At 72.6% G+C, this 17,462-nt stretch carries 14 protein-coding genes; 7 read left to right on the forward strand and 7 right to left on the reverse strand.

From position 1 onward, the window contains the following. Positions 1 to 82: 82 nt before the first annotated feature. From ABT025_RS20995 to ABT025_RS21005, 3 genes are all read right to left on the reverse strand, one after another. Positions 83 to 1,066 (reverse strand): hypothetical protein, encoded by a 984-nt coding sequence (locus ABT025_RS20995; RefSeq protein ID WP_350996414.1) that lies wholly within the window; start codon positions 1,064 to 1,066, stop codon positions 83 to 85. 445 nt (positions 1,067 to 1,511) lie between these two features. Then, positions 1,512 to 2,540 carry a zinc-dependent alcohol dehydrogenase gene (locus ABT025_RS21000; protein ID WP_350996416.1) on the reverse strand — a complete coding sequence of 343 codons (1,029 nt, stop codon included), beginning with the start codon at positions 2,538 to 2,540 and terminating at the stop codon, positions 1,512 to 1,514. After that, positions 2,537 to 3,691: a mandelate racemase/muconate lactonizing enzyme family protein gene (locus ABT025_RS21005; RefSeq protein WP_350996418.1), complete on the reverse strand. Its 1,155-nt coding sequence runs from the start codon at positions 3,689 to 3,691 to the stop codon at positions 2,537 to 2,539. The genes ABT025_RS21000 and ABT025_RS21005 overlap by 4 nt, the downstream gene beginning before the upstream one ends. Before the next feature lie 286 nt (positions 3,692 to 3,977). Here ABT025_RS21005 and ABT025_RS21010 point away from each other — a divergent pair, with 286 nt between their 5' ends. After that, positions 3,978 to 5,228 (forward strand): aminotransferase class I/II-fold pyridoxal phosphate-dependent enzyme, encoded by a 1,251-nt coding sequence (locus ABT025_RS21010; RefSeq protein WP_350996420.1) that lies wholly within the window; start codon positions 3,978 to 3,980, stop codon positions 5,226 to 5,228. A 39-nt stretch (positions 5,229 to 5,267) separates the two neighbouring features. Then, on the forward strand, positions 5,268 to 6,332 hold the full coding sequence (locus ABT025_RS21015; RefSeq protein WP_350996422.1) for an MBL fold metallo-hydrolase: 1,065 nt from the start codon (positions 5,268 to 5,270) through the stop codon (positions 6,330 to 6,332). 9 nt (positions 6,333 to 6,341) lie between these two features. Here ABT025_RS21015 and ABT025_RS21020 read toward each other — a convergent pair whose 3' ends face one another. From ABT025_RS21020 to ABT025_RS21030, 3 genes are read right to left on the reverse strand one after another with little or no spacing between them, the layout of a single operon-like run. Further along, positions 6,342 to 6,968: a DedA family protein gene (locus ABT025_RS21020; RefSeq protein ID WP_350996534.1), complete on the reverse strand. Its 627-nt coding sequence runs from the start codon at positions 6,966 to 6,968 to the stop codon at positions 6,342 to 6,344. After that, positions 6,968 to 7,750: an MBL fold metallo-hydrolase gene (locus tag ABT025_RS21025; protein ID WP_350996424.1), complete on the reverse strand. Its 783-nt coding sequence runs from the start codon at positions 7,748 to 7,750 to the stop codon at positions 6,968 to 6,970. The genes ABT025_RS21020 and ABT025_RS21025 overlap by 1 nt, the downstream gene beginning before the upstream one ends. A gap of 54 nt (positions 7,751 to 7,804) precedes the next feature. After that, on the reverse strand, positions 7,805 to 9,256 hold the full coding sequence (locus ABT025_RS21030; RefSeq protein WP_350996427.1) for a PucR family transcriptional regulator: 1,452 nt from the start codon (positions 9,254 to 9,256) through the stop codon (positions 7,805 to 7,807). A gap of 111 nt (positions 9,257 to 9,367) precedes the next feature. On the opposite strand from ABT025_RS21030, the gene ABT025_RS21035 reads away from it, so the two are divergent. From ABT025_RS21035 to ABT025_RS21055, 5 genes are all read left to right on the forward strand, one after another. Further along, complete coding sequence (locus tag ABT025_RS21035; RefSeq protein WP_350996430.1) at positions 9,368 to 10,903, forward strand: purine-cytosine permease family protein; 1,536 nt, start codon at positions 9,368 to 9,370, stop codon at positions 10,901 to 10,903. Positions 10,904 to 10,950: 47 nt separating this feature from the next. Beyond that, the gene (locus tag ABT025_RS21040; protein ID WP_350996433.1) at positions 10,951 to 11,358 is read left to right on the forward strand and encodes a YybH family protein; all 408 of its coding nucleotides are present in this window, start codon (positions 10,951 to 10,953) and stop codon (positions 11,356 to 11,358) included. A 99-nt stretch (positions 11,359 to 11,457) separates the two neighbouring features. After that, positions 11,458 to 12,903 carry a gamma-aminobutyraldehyde dehydrogenase gene (locus tag ABT025_RS21045; RefSeq protein WP_350996436.1) on the forward strand — a complete coding sequence of 482 codons (1,446 nt, stop codon included), beginning with the start codon at positions 11,458 to 11,460 and terminating at the stop codon, positions 12,901 to 12,903. 138 nt (positions 12,904 to 13,041) lie between these two features. Then, positions 13,042 to 13,446: a recombinase family protein gene (locus tag ABT025_RS21050; protein WP_350996439.1), complete on the forward strand. Its 405-nt coding sequence runs from the start codon at positions 13,042 to 13,044 to the stop codon at positions 13,444 to 13,446. 135 nt (positions 13,447 to 13,581) lie between these two features. After that, on the forward strand, positions 13,582 to 15,750 hold the full coding sequence (locus ABT025_RS21055; protein ID WP_350996442.1) for a phage holin family protein: 2,169 nt from the start codon (positions 13,582 to 13,584) through the stop codon (positions 15,748 to 15,750). 175 nt (positions 15,751 to 15,925) lie between these two features. Here the strand turns inward: ABT025_RS21055 and ABT025_RS21060 are convergent, their stop codons facing one another. Continuing rightward, entirely contained in the window at positions 15,926 to 17,395 is a 1,470-nt protein-coding gene (locus ABT025_RS21060) for an MFS transporter (RefSeq protein ID WP_350996445.1), read from the reverse strand. Between the last annotated feature and the right edge of the window lie 67 nt (positions 17,396 to 17,462).

Here is a 17,462-nt window from a genome sequence, read left to right on the forward strand (position 1 = left end):
TGGATCATCGCTCCCCAGGCCCGGTGCCCGCCCCGCGGCGGATCACCGTTCCACCGGGCCTGTGCCCCCGCCCCACGGCGGATCACCCCGTCGGGAACCGCCGCAGGGTGCCCGGCAGCCGGGAGCCCAGTGGCGACATGTTTCCGTCGGCGCCGTGCCGGGCCAGCAGGTCCAGGGCCAGCCGGCCGCGCCGGACCCGCTCGCGCGCCGTGTCCAGGGTGACATCGCGCAGATGGGCGCCGTACGGGTAGATGCCGGGTGCCTTGGACAGGCCGAACTTGAGGTAGAGCGGGGCGCCGCGCCGGATCAGTTCGGCCGCCTCGTACATCCGCACATATCCGCCGAGGTCGTCCGGGGCCTCGATGTACAGGTCCATCGGAGCGGCCGACGTCCGCCGGATCTCCGTGAAGTGAGCGAGCGTCAGATCGGACGGAATGTTGACCGAGTCCGCCCCGAGCTGTTCGTACACGGCGAACGACGCGGGATTCACCGGGCCGACCAGGGCCGACACCTTGAACGTCGTGTCGGCGGGCAGCACGCCCTGCCGGCGTAGCCGGTGCAGGGTCCAGAGCACCCCTTCGTCAGCCACCAGCAGGCACTTCACGCCCAGCGCGGAGGCCCGCAGGGCGTCCTCGACGCAGCCGGCCAGGGCGTCGTGGCCACGGGCGCGCAGCCCGGCTCCGCCCGAATCGGTGCGGAACGAGGCCCCGGTGTCCCAACTGCCGCGCGGGCCGGTGAACAGGCAGAGCTCGACGCCGCGCTCGGCACAGCCCTCGACCATCTCGGTGATCTCGGTGTCGCTGAGCATCCAGACGCCGCTGCCCTGGCTGACCCGGTGGACGGGGACATCGAGCCGCGCGCTCTCCTTCAGTACGACGGACAGCGCTTCGGGGCCCTCCACGGACGGGATCTCGGTCCGCCAGGTGCCACCGTCGGGAAAGGCGTGCGGGGACGAGTCGGCCGGGTCCGGGGCGGGAGCGCCGAGCCCGAGCGCGGTGAGCGCGGGCTCACCAGGGCGCCGGACGCCGGTAGAGGATCGGGACGGGGCGGGGGATACGGAGGTCATGAGCGACCTTTCGTGTTCGGTGGGTCGGACGAGGTTCGGGAAGGGCGTCGCGGGCGGGGCGGGGTTGCCGGGCGTCGGGCCACCCGCGCTCCGGGCCGCGGGTGCGCGCGTACGGGGTCTTCGTTGGATCGGGCGGGATCGGGCGGGATCAGGGGGCGGGGTCCGGTGCGTGCAGGTGCGAGGCGGAGGAGGGATTCACTGCGGAGCGCCGGCGACCGACTGCGACGCGGCAGATGTGCCTGCCGGACCACGCGAGCCCGGCGTGATCCGAACGAGAGGCCCCAAGGGCTGTCCTGTAATCCGTGGTGGATCGGCGCGCGGCGTCGGATGCGGTGCATCGCGAGGCGGAGGAGCGTCCGCATACTGGATGTATTCGGACGTTCCGACAATGCGGCGAGGTGCCGTAGCTGTCGTCGTGCGCCCGCCAGCGATTACGGGACAGCCCTTAGGGGCGCATCAGCACCTTGCCCGTCCCGGAGCCGCCGCCCCCGACCAGCGCCACGGCCTCCGCGAACCGCTCCAGCGGGAACTCGTGCGTGATCAGCGCCGCCGGATCGAGCAGCCCCGTGGTGAACGCCCGCACCGCGTACGACCAGGACGCGGACGACGCCCCGAAGACGCTGCGCACCGTGAGCTGGCTCAACGACAGATGCACCGGGTCGATGCCGGCGGCCCCCGGCGCGAACATCCCCGTGAGCACGACCCGGCCGCCGCGCCGCGCGAGCAGGCAGGCATCGGCCGCGGTGGTCGCGGCCCCGGCCGTCTCCACCACCAGGTCGTACCGGCCGTGCACCTCGGCGGCCTCCTTGGGTGCCAGCGCCTCGCTCGCCCCGAAGAGCAGTGCCTGGCGGGCCCGTTCGTCCCTCGGGTCGACCGCGGTCAGCTCCCCGGGCGACACCGCGGCCAGCAGCTGGACCGCGAGCAGCCCGAGCGTTCCCGCGCCCACCACGGCGATCCGCTCGCCCGGTTCCGGCGCGCCGGCCCGCACGGCCGCGGCGATCACGGCGGCGGGCTCCAGCAGCGCGGCGGCGCGCAGGTCCGCGTCGTCGGCCAGCGGGTGCAGCAGCCGTGCGGGCACCACGACGTGATCGGCGAACGCCCCTGGCCGGGTGAAGCCCGTCTCGTCGTACCCCGACGTGCACAGCGACGTCTCCCCACTGCGGCACCGCTCGCAGCTCCCGCAGGAACGGAACCCCTCGGCGACCGTGCGCCGGCCGGTCAGGGCGGGATCGACGCCTGGGCCCACGGCCTCGACGGTGCCCGACCACTCGTGACCTGGCACCACCGGGTAGCGCACGTATCCGGGGTCGCGGTGGCCGTCGTACACCTCGCGGTCGCTCATGCAGATCCCGGCCGCGGCCACCCGCACGCGGACTTCCCCCGGGCCGGGCTCCGGAACCGGTCCGTCCGTCAGCCGGTGCCCGCCCGGCCGGTCGATCGTGATCGCCCGTGAGCGGGCGGGACCGTCGTTCACTTGGGCTGCCTCTTCTCCCAGCCGTCGGCCCACAGGTCGAACCGGGCCTGCTGCTGCGGGAACTCGGCCGCGGCGTCCACATCGAGCTCCACGCCGAGACCCGGGGCGTCGGACAGCTCGAAGCAGCCGGTCCCGGGGTCGACCTGCGGGGCGCCCCGTACGACCTTCTTGATGTCGGCGTCCGCGAAGTCGTTGAAGTGCTCAAGGATCTTGAAGTTGGGGGTGCAGCCCGCGACCTGGAGACTGGCCGCCGTCAGCACCGAGCCGCCGACGTTGTGCGGGGCGATCAGCGTGTAGTGGGTCTCGGCAGTCGCGGCGAGCTTCCGGGTCTCCAGGATGCCGCCGATGTGACCGACGTCGGGCTGGATGATGTCGGCGGCCTGCGACTCGAAGAGCTCGCGGAACTCGATGCGGTCGTGGATGCGTTCACCCGTCGCGATCGGCATGTCGACCTTGGCCGCCACCTTGGCGAGCGCCTTGAGGTTCTCCGGCGGCACCGGCTCCTCCAGCCAGGCGGGCCGGAACGGGGCCATCTCGTGGGCGATCCGCACCGCCGTCGAGGGACTGAAGCGGCCGTGCATCTCCAGCATCAGCTCGGTGTCCGGGCCGATGGCGTCCCGGACCGCCTCGATCAGGGACACGGAGTACCGGGTCTCCTCCTGGCCCAGCTCGAAGTGGCCCGTCCCGAACGGGTCGATCTTCAGCGCCCGGTAGCCGCGCGCGACGACGGCCGACGCGGCCTTGTGATAGGCCTCCGGGGTCCGCTCGGTGGTGTACCAGCCGTTGGCGTACGCCTTGACCCGGTCGGTGACCTTTCCGCCGAGCAGCTGCCAGACGGGAACACCGAGTGCCTTGCCCTTGATGTCCCAGCAGGCCATCTCGACGACAGCGATACCGGACATCACGATCTCGCCGGCCCGCCCGTAGTCGCCGTACTTCATCCGGCGTACCAGGTCCTCCACGGCGAACGGGTCCGAACCGGCGATGTGGTTGGCCTCCGCCTCGCGCAGATAGCCGATCAGCGCGTCGGTGCGTCCGAGCATCCTGGTCTCGCCCACACCGGTGAGACCCTCGTCGGTATGGACCTGCACATACGTGAGATTGCGCCAGGGTGTTCCGACCACATGTGTGCTGATTCCGGTGATACGCACGGGAGTCGCCCCTCGACTTGTTCGATATTTCGGCACTCGTTCGAAATCTTGGCGTGACCGTAATGACGCGGCAGGGCGAGTGTCAATGGGGCCGTCGCGGTGCGGTGCGGTTCCCGGGCCGCCGGGTGCCCGCGCCGAGGCGGGGCCGCGGCCGCCCGGACAGCTTCGCGTGAGCGCAGGCGCCCCGCTCCGATCCCTCGTATAAAGGGCCGGAGGGCGAAGAAACGGTCGAGGCCGGAGAGCGACGCGGCGGGCCGGTCGGCGAGCGGCGGCGAAGGAGGCCCGGATGGGCCGGGAGCGGACCGGACGTCAGAGGCACGGCGCGCCCGGGGTCCGGGAGGATCGCGGGCCCGTACGGTACGGACCGCCCGCGCCCGGCCCCGGACTGCCGGTCCTGCCCGAACTGGCCGAGGTGCTGGCGGCCGCGGCGGGCCGCGGCGACCCCGAACCGGCCGGCGGCTCGGATGACCTGCGTGAAGCCGCCCGCGCCTACTGGGACCGGCGCGGACTGCGCGGCGGCCCCGAGCACATCGCCGCCGCGCCGGGCACCTCCCCGCTGGTGCTCGCCCTGATCGCCGCGCACGGCGGCGACGTACTGGTGCCGCGCCCCTGCCCCGCCTCCTGGATCCCGCAGGCCCGGCTGCTGGGCAGGCCCGCCTACCAGGTCCCGACCCCCGCCGAGTGCGGCGGTGTGCCCGACCCGTACGCGCTCCTGGAGACCGTGCGCAGGGTGCGCGCCGAGGGGGGCAGGCCGCGGCTGCTGCTGATCTCGGTGGTGGACGACCCCACCGCCACCGTCGCCCCGCCGGAACTGGTGCGCGAGGCCTGCGAGGCCGCCGTCGCCGAGGGGCTGCACATCATCAGCGACGAGACGTGGAGAGACACCCTCCACCGGCCGCACGACACGGTGCTGCTCAGCCCGGCCGAGATGTGCCCCGACGACGTGACGGTCGTCTCCGACCTGGCGGGCGCACTGACCCCGTCCGCCTGGCCGGTCGCGGTCGCCCGGTTCCCGGACACCACGCGGTCGGCGGTGCGCCACGCCCGTACGCTCGACATCCTCACCGCGCTCGGCGCGCTCGTCGCGGGCCCGGTCGCGGCGGCGGCCGCCCATGCGCTGCGCGAACCCGACGCCGTCACCGAACGGGTCCGCCGGGCCGCCGTGATGCAGGCCCGGATCGCCGCCGCGGCCCACCAGGTGGTGCTCGCCTCCGGCGCGCTGGCCCGCCCCCCGCAGGCGGGCCGCCATCTGTACGCGGACCTCGGCCCGCTCCGCTCCCGGCTCGCCGCCCGAGGGGTCACGGACTCACTGGAGCTGGAGGAGTACCTGACGGACCGGCTCGGCGTACCGGTCCCCGGCGGCCACCGCTTCGGCGACGAACTGGGAGCACTGCGGGTGCGGCTGGGAACCGGATCGCTGCTCGGGGCGACCCCGGAGCAGCGGCTGGAGTCCCTCACCGCGGCGGAACCCCTCGAATTGCCGCATGTCGTGGCAGCCCTGAGCATGTTCCGGGCAGCCCTCGACGAACTCCGCTGACGCACCGCGCAGACGCACTCCGAGACGGGAGCACCCCCGATGACGGAACAGACAGAGCGCTCCCTCGCCCCGGAGCCGCGCAGGGTGTCCCGCGGCGAGGTGGTGACCCCGCGCCCCCTCGGAGAGGAGCGGTCCTGGCCCAGGAGCTTCGCCGACCGGCTCACCGCCCCCCTCCCCGGTGTCACCGGCATGTCCCGGCTGGCCCGCGAGCACGCCATCCGGCCCAACGCCGAGGGACTGCGCGGCATCCACCGGCTGCCGTACGCCCCCGAGCCGCTCCCCGCCACCCCGGCCGGAACCACCTCCGTCACCTGGGCCGGGCACGCCAGCTGGATCATCCGCACCGGCGGACTGACCGTGCTCGCCGACCCCGTGTGGTCCCGCCGCATCCTCGGTACCCCGGCCCGGATCACCCCCGTCGGCGTCCGCTGGGAGGACCTGCCGACCGTCGACGCCGTCGTCATCAGCCACAACCACTACGACCATCTCGACGCACCCACCCTGCGCCGGCTGCCCCGGCACACCCCGCTGTTCGTCCCGGCCGGACTGGGCCACTGGTGCCGCCGCCGCGGCTTCGGCCTCGTCACCGAACTCGACTGGTGGGAGTCGGCGGAACTGGACGGAGTGCGCTTCGACTTCGTGCCCTCGCACCACTGGTCCAAGCGCACCCTCACCGACACCTGCCGCTCGCTCTGGGGCGGCTGGGTGATCGAGGACACCGCCGGGCCGGGCCGGGGCCGGCGGATCTACTTCGCAGGAGACACCGGATACGGCCACTGGTTCACGGAGATCGGCCGCCGCCACCCCGGCATCGACCTCGCCCTGCTGCCGATCGGCGCGTACGAGCCGCGCTGGTGGCTCGCCGACGTGCACGCCGACCCGGAGGAGGCCGTGCAGGCGTACGAGGATCTCGGCGCGCACGCCATGGCGCCCATGCACTGGGCGACCTTCCTGCTCTCCGCGGAGCCCGTACTCGAACCCCTCACCCGGCTGCGCACGGCCTGGCGACGGGCCGGACATCCACGTGAGCTGCTCTGGGACCTGCCGATCGGCGGCTCGCGGGTTCTCCACCCGGCGAACGAGCCGCGCCCGGTCAGCGGCTGAACCCGCCCGTCACCGGCCGGACCGGGAGCGCAACCGGTGCCACACCGCCGGCGCCCCGCTGATCAGCAACGTCAGGCCCACCGCCGCCACCACGCCCTGCCACGGCTCCGGGAACAGCGAGCCGCCGAGGATCCCGATCAGCTGATACGTGGCGGCCCACGCCAGACATGCCGGCACATCGCCCCGGGCGAACCGCCTGAGCGGCATCCGGCCCAGCAGACACGCCAGCATCACCGGGATCCGCCCGGCCGGCACCAGCCGGGACAGCACCAGCACCGTCGCGCCGTGCTCGTCGAGCTTGCGCTGCGCCTGTGCGAGCCGCTCCGGCGCGGCCCGGTCGCTGATCGCCCGCAGCCACTTGGAACCGTTCTTCGACCGCACCCCGCGCTGCCCCAGCCAGTACAGGCAGATGTCCCCGAGGAACGCCGCGGACGACGCCACCGCGAAGACCACCAGCAGCGCGAACGGCGACGACTGATGGAAGGCCACCACGGCCGCCGAGCTCACCAACGCACCCGTCGGCACCACCGGCACCAGGGCGCCCAGCGCCACCAGAAGGAACAGCGAGGGGTAGCCGACGGCCTGCTGTGTCGACTCCGGGGGCAGCTGCGTCGTGTGCCTGAGGAACTCGTGTATCACCCGGTGGCCCCCGGCCGCACGTGTTCGCCGTGCTCCAGCCGGTGCACCGCCACGTGGGGTGCCCGCAGCGCCGCCTGGCGGACGAACTCGTCACCCGGCGAGTGGAACTCGTGCGGCCGGATCCCGTCCATCCCGATCGGCCAGTACGTGCCGTAGTGCACCGGCACCGCCGAGCGCGGCGCGAGGCGGGCCAGTGCCTCCGCGGCGCGCGCCGCGTCGAGGTGGCTGTGCCCCAGATACGGCCCCCAGCCGCCGACCGGCAGCAGCGCGACGTCCACCGGCCCGACCGCCTGCGCCATGTCGTCGAAGAGCCCCGTGTCACCGGCGAAGTACGTGCGCGTCTCGCCCTCCACGACGTATCCGAGCGCGGGGGAGCGATGCGGGCCGACCGGAAGACGACGCCCGTCGTGCAGTGCGGGCACGGCCCTGACGCGCACCTCTCCCACGCGCACCTCGTCGCCCGCCGCCACCTCGGTGATCCGCAGCCCACGCATCCTGCGCAGCACCCGGAGCCCCGGAACCGCCCGGACCGCCCCCAGCGGGACGACGAGCCGGGCACCCGGGGCGACGCGGGCCAGGGACGGCAGATGCAGATGGTCGGAGTGCAGATGCGAGATCAGGACGACATCGGCGACCGCTGCCGCCGGACCGGGGAGCTCACCGCGGCGTCGGCGCAGATGCGCGAAGCGCCGTACGAAAAGCGGGTCGGTCAGGACCCTTACCCCGGAGTCCTCGATCGTGCAGGTGGCATGACCCCACCAGGTGATCTCCACCGGCACGTGCCGCCTCCTGTTCTCCGGACCTGCCGACGAGCCTACGGTGCGGACGGAACCTCAGTCGGTGAGCCCCAGCGTGCCCGCTGCCTGGATCGCCAGCCAGACCTCCGCCAGCGCCCCCGTCGAACCCAGGTCCCGGCCGGCCAGCACGCCGAAGCGGCGCAGGCGGTACGCAAGGGTGTTGGGGTGGATGTGGAGGGCGGCAGCGGCCGTCTCCGTACGGCGGTCGCGCTCCATCCAGGTGCGGACCGAGACCAGCAGCTGCGAGTCGTGAGCCGCGTCGTAACGAAGCACCTCACCGAGCACGTGCTCGACCAGCGCCGTCAGTACCGCCGGGTCGTCGGGCAGCCAGCGGCCCGTCGAGTCGTCCCCGTACCGGACCACGGGGCGGCCCGACTCGACGGCCTTCGACACCGCCCAGAGCGCCTCCCGCTGCGCCACGCGCAGGGCGGCGCCGGGCAGGAACGGACGGCTCATCCCCGCCGCCACGTCGGGGAGCCCGCCGATCTCCCCGGACAGTTCCGGCGAGCCCAGCACATAGCGGTCCTCGCCCCACGTCAGCAGCAGATGCGGATGGTCCTGGAGACAGCGCAGCAGCGCCTCCTCCGTGGCGCGGCGGATCACGATCAGCACCGTGTCCCCCTCGATCGCGTGCCGCGCGAGCCTGCGCCGGGCCGTCTCCGGGTCGAGGGCCTCCTGCAGCAGCTCGGCCAGCGTCTCCGCCCCCTCGCGCCGCAGCGTCTCGCGCTCGGTGCGCACCATCGCGACGCGCAGCGCCGCCACCGTGGCGATGTGCTGGACGACGGCCAGCCCCGCGGGCTGGGCGCCCTCGCGCTCGTACGCCACCAGGAAGCCCGCGGGACCGCCCGGCGCGGGCACCGGCAGTACGAAACCGCCCGGAATGGTCGGCGGCGCGTCCGCGGAGGCGGGCAGCACCCCCGGCTCCGGGGTCGGCACTCCGGGCAGCAGGGGGCGCCCCTGCGGCGTGCACAGATAGACGTCGTACCCCGAGAGGCGCTCCAGCCTGCGCAACAGCGTGGGAGTGTCCAGATCCTCCGCCACCAGCCAGCGCAGCGAACCGAAGACCTGGAGCTGGGCGCCCAGCCGGTGCCGGGCGTCCTCCTGCACCGAGGCTGCCACCTCCTGCGCGACGGCGATGAACGGCACCGCCAGCGGCACCTCCAGCACCGGGAAGCCCCGCTCCTCGGCCGCCCGGAAGAACGCGTCGTGCAGCGGCGGCATGTGCAGCTGCGCCGACAGCGCCAGGGCGGAGACCCCGGCGTCGTCCAGCCGCTCCAGGTACGCCCGCTGCCCGGCGGCCGTGCGGGGCACGGCCAGGCCCGTCGTCATGATCACCTCGGCCCCGAGCAGCCACGGCGTCGGGTCGGCGAGCTCGCTCGCATGCGCCCAGGAAACGGACCTCCCCAGGCCGTCGCTGCCCGCCCTCACCGTGAGCTGGAGCGCGGGGAACGAGAGCAGGTCCTCGACCGTGAGTTTGTTGGCAGCCACAGATATCAGGGTATCCGTCTGTGACTTTCACAATTGCCCACGCCGACCCGGGCCCACACACTGAGGGGCCAGCCCCCCGCATGAACAGCACGAACAGTAGGTGGAGCGCCCGTGACGACCTCGATCACCGAAGTCGAGACCAACGGTGTGGAGCGGATCCCCGACGCGGACCGCACCGCCCGTCCCGTCGACCTCTTCAGGCTCGCCTTCGGCGGCGCCAACACCTTCGCGACCTGTGTACTGGGCGCCTTCCCGATCCTGTTCGGCCTCTCCTTCTGGCAGGGCCTCACCGCGACCGTCCTCGGACTCGTCGCCGGTGCGCTGCTGCTTGCGCCCATGGCGCTGTTCGGCCCGCGCAACGGCACCAACAACGCCGTCTCCTCCTCCGCCCACCTCGGTGTGCACGGCAGGGTCGTCGGTTCGTTCCTCTCCCTGCTCACCGCGGTCGCGTTCTTCTCGATCTCGGTGTGGTCCTCCGGCGACGCCCTCGTCGGCGGGGCGCACCGCCTCGCGGACGTCCCCGAGTCCGACCTCTCGTACGGCATCGCCTACGCGATCTTCGCCGGGCTCGTCCTCGTGGTCTGCGTCTACGGCTTCCGCTTCATGCTGCTGGTCAACAAGATCGCGGTGGTGGCGGCCTCCGCCCTGTTCGTCCTCGGTGCGTTCGCCTTCGCCGGAGACTTCGACGCCGGGTACGCGGGTGCCTTCACCTCGACCGCCGACCCGCTGTTCTGGCCGTCCTTCGTCGGTGCCGCACTCATCGTGCTGTCCAACCCGGTCTCGTTCGGTGCCTTCCTCGGCGACTGGTCCCGCTACATCCCGGCCGACACCCCGCGCCGCCGCGTCATGGGCGCGGCCTTCCTCGCCCAGATCGCCACGCTGCTGCCCTTCGTCTTCGGCCTCGCCACCGCGTCGATCATCGCCACGAAGGCCGCGAAGTACGTCGACCCGGCCGCACCCAACTACGTCGGCGGACTGCTCGCCATCTCGCCCGGCTGGTACTTCCTGCCGCTCTGCCTGATCGCCCTGATCGGCGGTCTTTCCACCGGCACGACCGCGCTGTACGGCACCGGGCTCGACGTCTCCAGCGTCTTCACCCGCTTCAGCCGGGTCCAGTCGACCTTCTTCATCGGCGCCCTGTCGATCGCCTTCATCTTCGTCGGCCGCTTCGCGCTCAACCTCGCGCAGTCCATCTCCACCTTCGCCACGCTGATCATCACCTGCACCGCCCCGTGGATGGTCGTCATGGCGCTGGGCTACCTGACCAGGCGCGGCTGGTACGACGCGGACGCGCTCCAGGTCTTCAACCGCCGGCAGACCGGCGGCCGCTACTGGTTCAACCACGGCTGGAACTGGCGCGGCTTGGCCACCTGGCTGCTCTCCGCCGGGGTGGCGCTCCTGTTCACCAACCTGCCCGGCCAGTTCGTCGGCCCGCTCGGCGACCTCGCGAACGGCACGGACATCTCGCTGCCGATCGGCCTCGGCCTCGCCGCGGTCCTCTACCTCGCCCTGCTGACGGTGTTCCCCGAGCCGCGCGGTGTGTACGGGCCGGACGGGCCCCGGTTCGTCCGGGCCTCGGACACACCCGTCCCGCCGATCAGCGGCGTCGACGAGGAGCCCGCGGCCGAACCGGCGACGGCGCTCTGAGCACTGCTTCCCGCCTCCACCCCGCTTTCCGCAACCAGGAGCCGTCCATGAGCACGCCCGACCGTGACACCGAAGAGATCCGGGCCGCAGCCGAGGCGCTCGTCGCCGCTTTCGCCGAGGGCCGCCTCGACGACTACTTCGGTGCCTTCGCCCCCGACGCGACCTTCGTCTTCCACTCCACCCCGCAGCGGCTCGGCTCCACCGCCGAGTACCGCGCGCTGTGGCAGGAATGGGTGGACCAGGACGACTTCCGCGTCGTTCGCTGCACCTCGACCGGGCAGCTGATCCAGCACCTCGGGTCCACCGCCGTCTTCAGCCACGACGTGGAGACGACCGTCTCCACCCGGGCCGGACAGGAGACGGTCCACGAGCGGGAGACGATCGTCTTCGCCCGCGCCGCCGACGGCCGCTGGCCCGCCGTCCACGAGCACCTGTCCGCCCGCACGGCCGGCTGACGGGCGCACCGCCGCCCGCCGGCCCGTAACGCCGCCCGACGACGGGGCCGGCCCGCCCGGCACCGCCGCCCGATCACGAGAGAAACCGGTTCTCCCCGCATGACCCTCACGTTCCGCAACTTCATCGACGGTGTCCCCGCGGACGCCTCGGACGGCCGCACGCTCGACATCGTGGACCCGGCCACCGGCGAGGTCTACGCGACCTCGCCGCTCTCGGGCGGGGCCGACGTCGACGCGGCCATGGCCGCCGCCGCTGCCGCGTTCCCCGTCTGGCGCGACTCCACGCCCTCCGTGCGTCAGCTCGCCCTGCTGCGGATCGCGGACGCGATGGAGGCCCGGGCCGACGAGCTGGTCGCCGCCGAGAGCCGCGACACCGGCAAGCCGCTGCACCTGACCCGCAGCGAGGAACTGGCCCCCGCCATCGACCAGGTCCGCTTCTTCGCGGGCGCGGCCCGGCTGCTGGAGGGCCGCTCGGCCGGCGAGTACATGGACGGCATGACCTCGATCGTCCGCCGTGAGCCGGTCGGTGTCTGCGCGCAGGTCGCGCCCTGGAACTACCCCCTGCTGATGGCCGTCTGGAAGTTCGCCCCGGCGCTCGCCGCGGGCAACACCGTGGTCCTCAAGCCGTCGGACACCACCCCCGCGTCGACCGCCCTGATCGCCGAGATCATCGGCGGCGTCCTGGAGTCGCTGGAGCTGCCCCGCGGCATCTTCAACGTCGTCTGCGGCGACCGGGAGACCGGCCGGCTGATGGTCGAGCACCCGATCCCGGCGATGGCCTCCATCACCGGTTCGGTCCGGGCCGGCATCCAGGTGGCGCAGAGCGCGGCCATCGACGTCAAGCGGGTCCACCTGGAGCTCGGCGGCAAGGCGCCCGCGGTGGTCTTCGAGGACGCCGACCTGGTGAAGGCGGTCGACGACCTGATCGTCGGCGGCTTCTTCAACGCCGGTCAGGACTGTACGGCCGCGACCCGGGTCCTGGTCCACGAGTCCGTCCACGACGAGTTCGTCACCGCACTGGCCAAGGCCGCAGCCGACACGAGGACCGGGCAGCCGGACGACGAGGACGTGCTCTACGGCCCGCTCAACAACGCGGGCCAGCTGGCCCAGGTCAGCGGCTTCATCGAGCGCCTCCCCACGCACGCCAAGGTCGAGGCGGGCGGCCACCGGGTCGGCGAGAAGGGCTACTTCTACGCCCCGACCGTCGTCTCCGGGCTCAAGCAGGACGACGAGATCATCCAGAACGAGGTCTTCGGCCCCGTCATCACCGTCCAGTCCTTCACCGACGAGGCCCAGGCCGTCGCCTACGCCAACGGCGTCGACTACGCGCTGGCCTCCTCGGTGTGGACCAGGGACCACGCCCGCGCCATGCGGATGTCCAGGAACCTCGACTTCGGCTGCGTGTGGATCAACACCCACATGGCACTGGTCGCCGAGATGCCGCACGGCGGATTCAAGAAGTCCGGCTACGGCAAGGACCTCTCCGCCTACGGCTTCGAGGACTACACCCGCATCAAGCACGTCATGACCTCGCTCGACGGCTGACGGCTGACGGCCCGACGGGCAGGCGCGCCCCCTCCGAGCGCGCGCCTGCCCCCGTACGCCCCTCCCCGCCGGACATGCGCCTTCTTGTGCGGGAATCCGGCGGGTAGGGTCGGGGAACGCCTAGCACGGGGGACGGTCATGGGGGACGTACGGGTGGCGGCCATCGCCAGCCTCACACCGCTGGAGGAACTCGACAGCGATCCGTTCCTCGTGGACACCCGCAGCCAACAGGACATGTGCGCCCGCTGGGCCGCCGAGCAGGGCTACGTCGTCACCCGGCAGCTGCGCTTCTACGAACTGCGCCCGGACCACCACGCGCTCTGGGCCGACATCGAAGGGGGCGAGGTCGAACTCTTCGTCGCCCCCACCGACCGGGTGCTCGCCCGGGCGATCGCCTCGGTTCCGCAGTTCGCCGCGGAGTGCGAGCGGCGCGGCGTACGCCTGGAGATCGCCGATCTCGACGAACCGCAGTACAGCGCCCGTACGAAAGCCGACGTGCACCGCAGGCTCTCCATGCCCACCGCCGGCTACGACGGCTGCTGACCGCCTGACCGCCTGACCGCCTGACCGCCTGGCCGCCCGACCGCCCCCGCCCGGCGATCCGCGGCGCTCCGCCCCGCTGTGAAAGGCTGGGGCGGGGCCCGGAACGGCGGGGCCCGGACGTGAGGTGGCAGCGGCGTGGGTGACGGGCGATGGCGAACAGCCGGAAGCGCCCTGGTGCGAGTGATTGTGGTGTGGGCGGTCTCGACGCTCACGATGCTTGTGCTCGCCGGGATTCTGCCGGACTTCCAGCTTCAGTCGGACGACGGCGACAGCGTGACCAAGACCGCGTTCACGGCGGCCTGGGGCGCGGGTGCGTTCGGTCTGCTCTCTGCGCTGGTCTGGCCGGTGCTCGTACGGGCCCTGCTCATCGTGCCGGCCCTCGTCCTCGGGATGCTGGTCTTCTTCCTCAACGGCTCGCTGCTGCTGATCGCGCTGCGGCTCATCCCGGACGGGCGGGGTGCCGCCGCCCCGGAGACGGCTGTCGTCGTCGCGGCCGTGATGTCCGCCGTCGCCTCCGCGACCTCCACGGCCCTCGCCGTCCATGACGACAACGCCTACCGCCGCAGGCTCTCGCGCCTGGCCGAACGGCGCCGCCGTCGCAGCGGCGCCGGCGGCGCGGGCGGCGACGGGCCGCCCGGCACCGTCTTCATCCAGCTGGACGGAGTCGGCCACGACGTCCTCGCTCGGGCCGCCGCCGACGGACTCATGCCGACCGTCGCGCACTGGCTGGCCGACACGGCGGGCCACCGGCTCACCCCGTGGCGCACCGACTGGTCCAGCCAGACCGGCGCCAGCCAGCTCGGCATCCTGCACGGCAGCAACCACGACATCCCCGCCTTCCGCTGGTACGAGAAGGAAACCGGCGACGTCATGGTCTCCAGCAGACCGGCCAGCGCTCTCGAACTGCAGCGCCGCGCCATAGTGCGCACGCGCGACGGGGGACTGCTCACCCTCGACGGGGCCAGCCGCGGCAACCTCTTCAGTGGCGGCGCCGACCAGCTCGCCCTCGTCCTGTCGATGGCTGCCCGACGGGGCAAGGGGCGGCGCTCCAGGGCCGGATACTTCGCCTACTTCTCCGACCCGGCCAACGCCGTCCGTACCGCGCTCTCGTTCGTCGCCGAGGTCGGCCGCGAGATCGGACAGTCGACGCGCGCCAGGATCCGCAAGGACACCCCACGGATCAAGCGCGGCGGGCTCTACCCCTTCATCCGGGCCTTCGCGACCGTCGTCGAACGGGATGTGGTGGTCTCCGCCGTCATAGGGGACATGTTCGCCGGACGGACCGCCGTCTACGCCGACCTCGTCGCGTACGACGAGGTGGCCCACCACTCGGGGCCGGGCAGCCGGGACGCCGAGAAGGTCCTCGCCCGGCTCGACCGCTCGCTCGCGCTGATCGTCAAGGTCGCCGAACACACGCCGCGCGGATACCGCGTCGTGCTCCTGTCCGACCACGGACAGAGCCCGGGGGAGACCTTCGCGGGGACGTACGGGCTGACGCTCAAGGACCTGGTGCGGGCGGGCAGCGGACTTCCGGTGCCACGCAGGGCCCAGCGCACCCGGAGCGGTTCCGAGGCACGGGACGCGGTCCGGATCGCGCTCCACCGGCCGGTTGCCGAGGGCCAGGAGAAGCAGGTGGCGAAAGCCTCCGACCCGGTCGTCCTCGCCTCGGGCAACCTCGGGCTGATCTCCTTCCCCGACATCGCGGGCCGCGCCTCGCTGGAACAGCTCGACCGCCGGCACCCCGCGCTGCTCGGCACGCTCGCCAACCACCCCGGCATCGGGTTCCTGCTCGTCCGCAGCGAAGAGCACGGATCGGTGGTGCTGGGGCGCGACGGCGCGCGGATCCCCGTGGCGGAACTGAAGGACGGGCAGGGCCCGCTGGCCCCCTTCGGGCCGGGCGCGGCCGACGCGATCCGGCGCACCGACACGTTTCCGCACGTCGCGGACGTGATGGTCAACTCGATGTACGACCCCGGGACCGGCACCGTGCACGCCTTCGAGGAGCAGATCGGCTCGCACGGCGGTCTGGGCGGCGAGCAGTCCCGGCCGTTCCTGCTGTGGCCGCGTGCCATGACGGACCCGCTGGACGCGGCCACCCCCGAAGGCGGGGAGCGGCCGGCCGAACTGGTGGGCGCGGAGACGGTGCACCGGGTCCTGAGGGGCTGGCTGCGCGATGTCGCGGGACCGCAGGTGCCGGTGCGGCGGGAGGACGGGCCCGACGCCCGGACGGAGCCGCGGACCATGTCAGGCACGGGGGACGGGGCCGGGTCCGGGAACGGCCGTCCCGGCGTTCCCGGACCCTGACCGGATACGGCAGAAACCCGCCTAGGGATGATCATGGAGCCGACGAGCGAGTCCGCCGGCTCGGCGCTCGTGCTCGGTCATTCGTGAGAGGCGTGGCGCAGCACCTTTCCGGCCGGGAGGCGTCCCGCCGGGGATCGTCCGGCGGGACGCGTACGGGCCAGGCCCGGTATCGCCGTCAGCGGCTGTTCGCGGATGCTCCGTTCGATGTGGTGACCGCACCTGGACCGCTGGAACGTCGCGGCGCCGCGGAGACTTCCGCGGGTTCGGACATCGCCAGCCACAGGCCGGTGAACACGGCGGCGGCCAGAGTGACGCTGCCGGCAGCGAGGAAGGCGCTGTTGAGGCCGGTCTCGAAGGAGGCTCCGCCGGACTGCCGGGCGCGGACGACGGCTCCGAGTGCCGCAACGCCGAGCACCGCGCCGATCTGCCGGGTGGTGCTGCTGATGCCTGACGCGAGGCCGCCTTCCTGTGGGCTGACTGCCTGGATGGCGGCTCCCGTCAGTGGGGACATGGTCAGGGCGAAGCCGATGCCGATGACTGCCAGCCGCCACCACACGTTCCCGTAGCCGGTGTCGGCGTGCACCATACCGAGCGCCAGCAGTCCCAGACCGGCCAGGGCCAGGCCGGTGGTGACCACGATCCGGAAGCCGTGCCGGGCGGCGAGCCGGCCCGCGTACGGGCTGACGATCACCATGCCGAGAGACATCGGCAGGGTCTGCAGGCCGGCGCGCAGGATCGAGCTGCCCTGGACGTAAACGAAGAACTGGGAGAAGAAGAACGACGAGCCCATGAGCGCGAACCCCACCACGACCATGGCGGTGTTGGACACGGTGAACAGGCGCTGCCGGAACAGCCGCAACGGCAGCATGGGAGCGGAACGACGTGCTTCGACGGCGGCGAAGGCGGCGAAGAGGATCACCGCGGCGGTGAAGCTGCCAAGGATCACCGGCGATGTCCAGCCGCGGGCCCCGCCCTCGATCAGCCCGTAGGTCAGCACCCCCACCCCCAGCACGGACAGCACCGTCCCGGGGATGTCGATCGCGGGGGCGCTCGGATTGCGGGTCTCTTCGAGGCTGCGCAGACCGACCAGCAGAAGGACCGCGCCGATGGGCAGGTTGACCAGGAAGATGGCGGGCCAGCCGAAGGCATCCGTCAGCACGCCGCCGGCCACAGGGCCCGCGGCCAGACCGATTCCGCTGAATCCGGCCCACAGCCCGATCGCCTTGATCCGTTCCTGCGGCACGGGATACGCGGCGGCGAGCAGGGCGAGCGAGGCAGGGCTCAGCGCCGCGGCCCCGATGCCCTGCAGCACCCGGCCGGCGACCAGCCAGCCGACCGAGGGCGCGAGGCTGCACAGCACCGACGCGACGGTGAACACCGCCACGCCGGTCAGGTACACCCGCTTCCGGCCGAACCGGTCGGCGAAGACGCCGCCGGACATCAGCAGCATGGCGACCAGCAGTACGTACGCGTCGACGATCCACTGCAGACCGGTCAGCTGAGTGTGCAGCCGGTGCTGCATGTCGGGGAGCGCCGCTCCGACGATCGTGTTGTCGAGCAGGACCATGAACTGGCCCAGGCAGGTCACCGCGAGCAGCGCGGCCCGGTTCGTTGGACTGCCTGAAGATGCAGGCGATGCAGCCATGGGGATTCCTCTCGAACGTCGGTTGCGCCACTCCACGGCCGACAGGGTCAGCCCTTGGGCGCCTTAA

The organism is Streptomyces sp. NPDC002809 (assembly GCF_040295435.1).
Lineage (GTDB): Bacteria > Actinomycetota > Actinomycetes > Streptomycetales > Streptomycetaceae > Streptomyces.

Coding starts and splice junctions, on each gene's coding strand:
- ABT025_RS20995 (WP_350996414.1), bottom strand. CDS start 1,066: ATGACCTCCGTATCCCCCGCCCCGTCCCGATCCTCTACCGGCGTCCGG.
- ABT025_RS21010 (WP_350996420.1), top strand. CDS start 3,978: ATGGGCCGGGAGCGGACCGGACGTCAGAGGCACGGCGCGCCCGGGGTC.
- ABT025_RS21015 (WP_350996422.1), top strand. CDS start 5,268: ATGACGGAACAGACAGAGCGCTCCCTCGCCCCGGAGCCGCGCAGGGTG.
- ABT025_RS21040 (WP_350996433.1), top strand. CDS start 10,951: ATGAGCACGCCCGACCGTGACACCGAAGAGATCCGGGCCGCAGCCGAG.
- ABT025_RS21045 (WP_350996436.1), top strand. CDS start 11,458: ATGACCCTCACGTTCCGCAACTTCATCGACGGTGTCCCCGCGGACGCC.
- ABT025_RS21050 (WP_350996439.1), top strand. CDS start 13,042: ATGGGGGACGTACGGGTGGCGGCCATCGCCAGCCTCACACCGCTGGAG.
- ABT025_RS21060 (WP_350996445.1), bottom strand. CDS start 17,395: ATGGCTGCATCGCCTGCATCTTCAGGCAGTCCAACGAACCGGGCCGCG.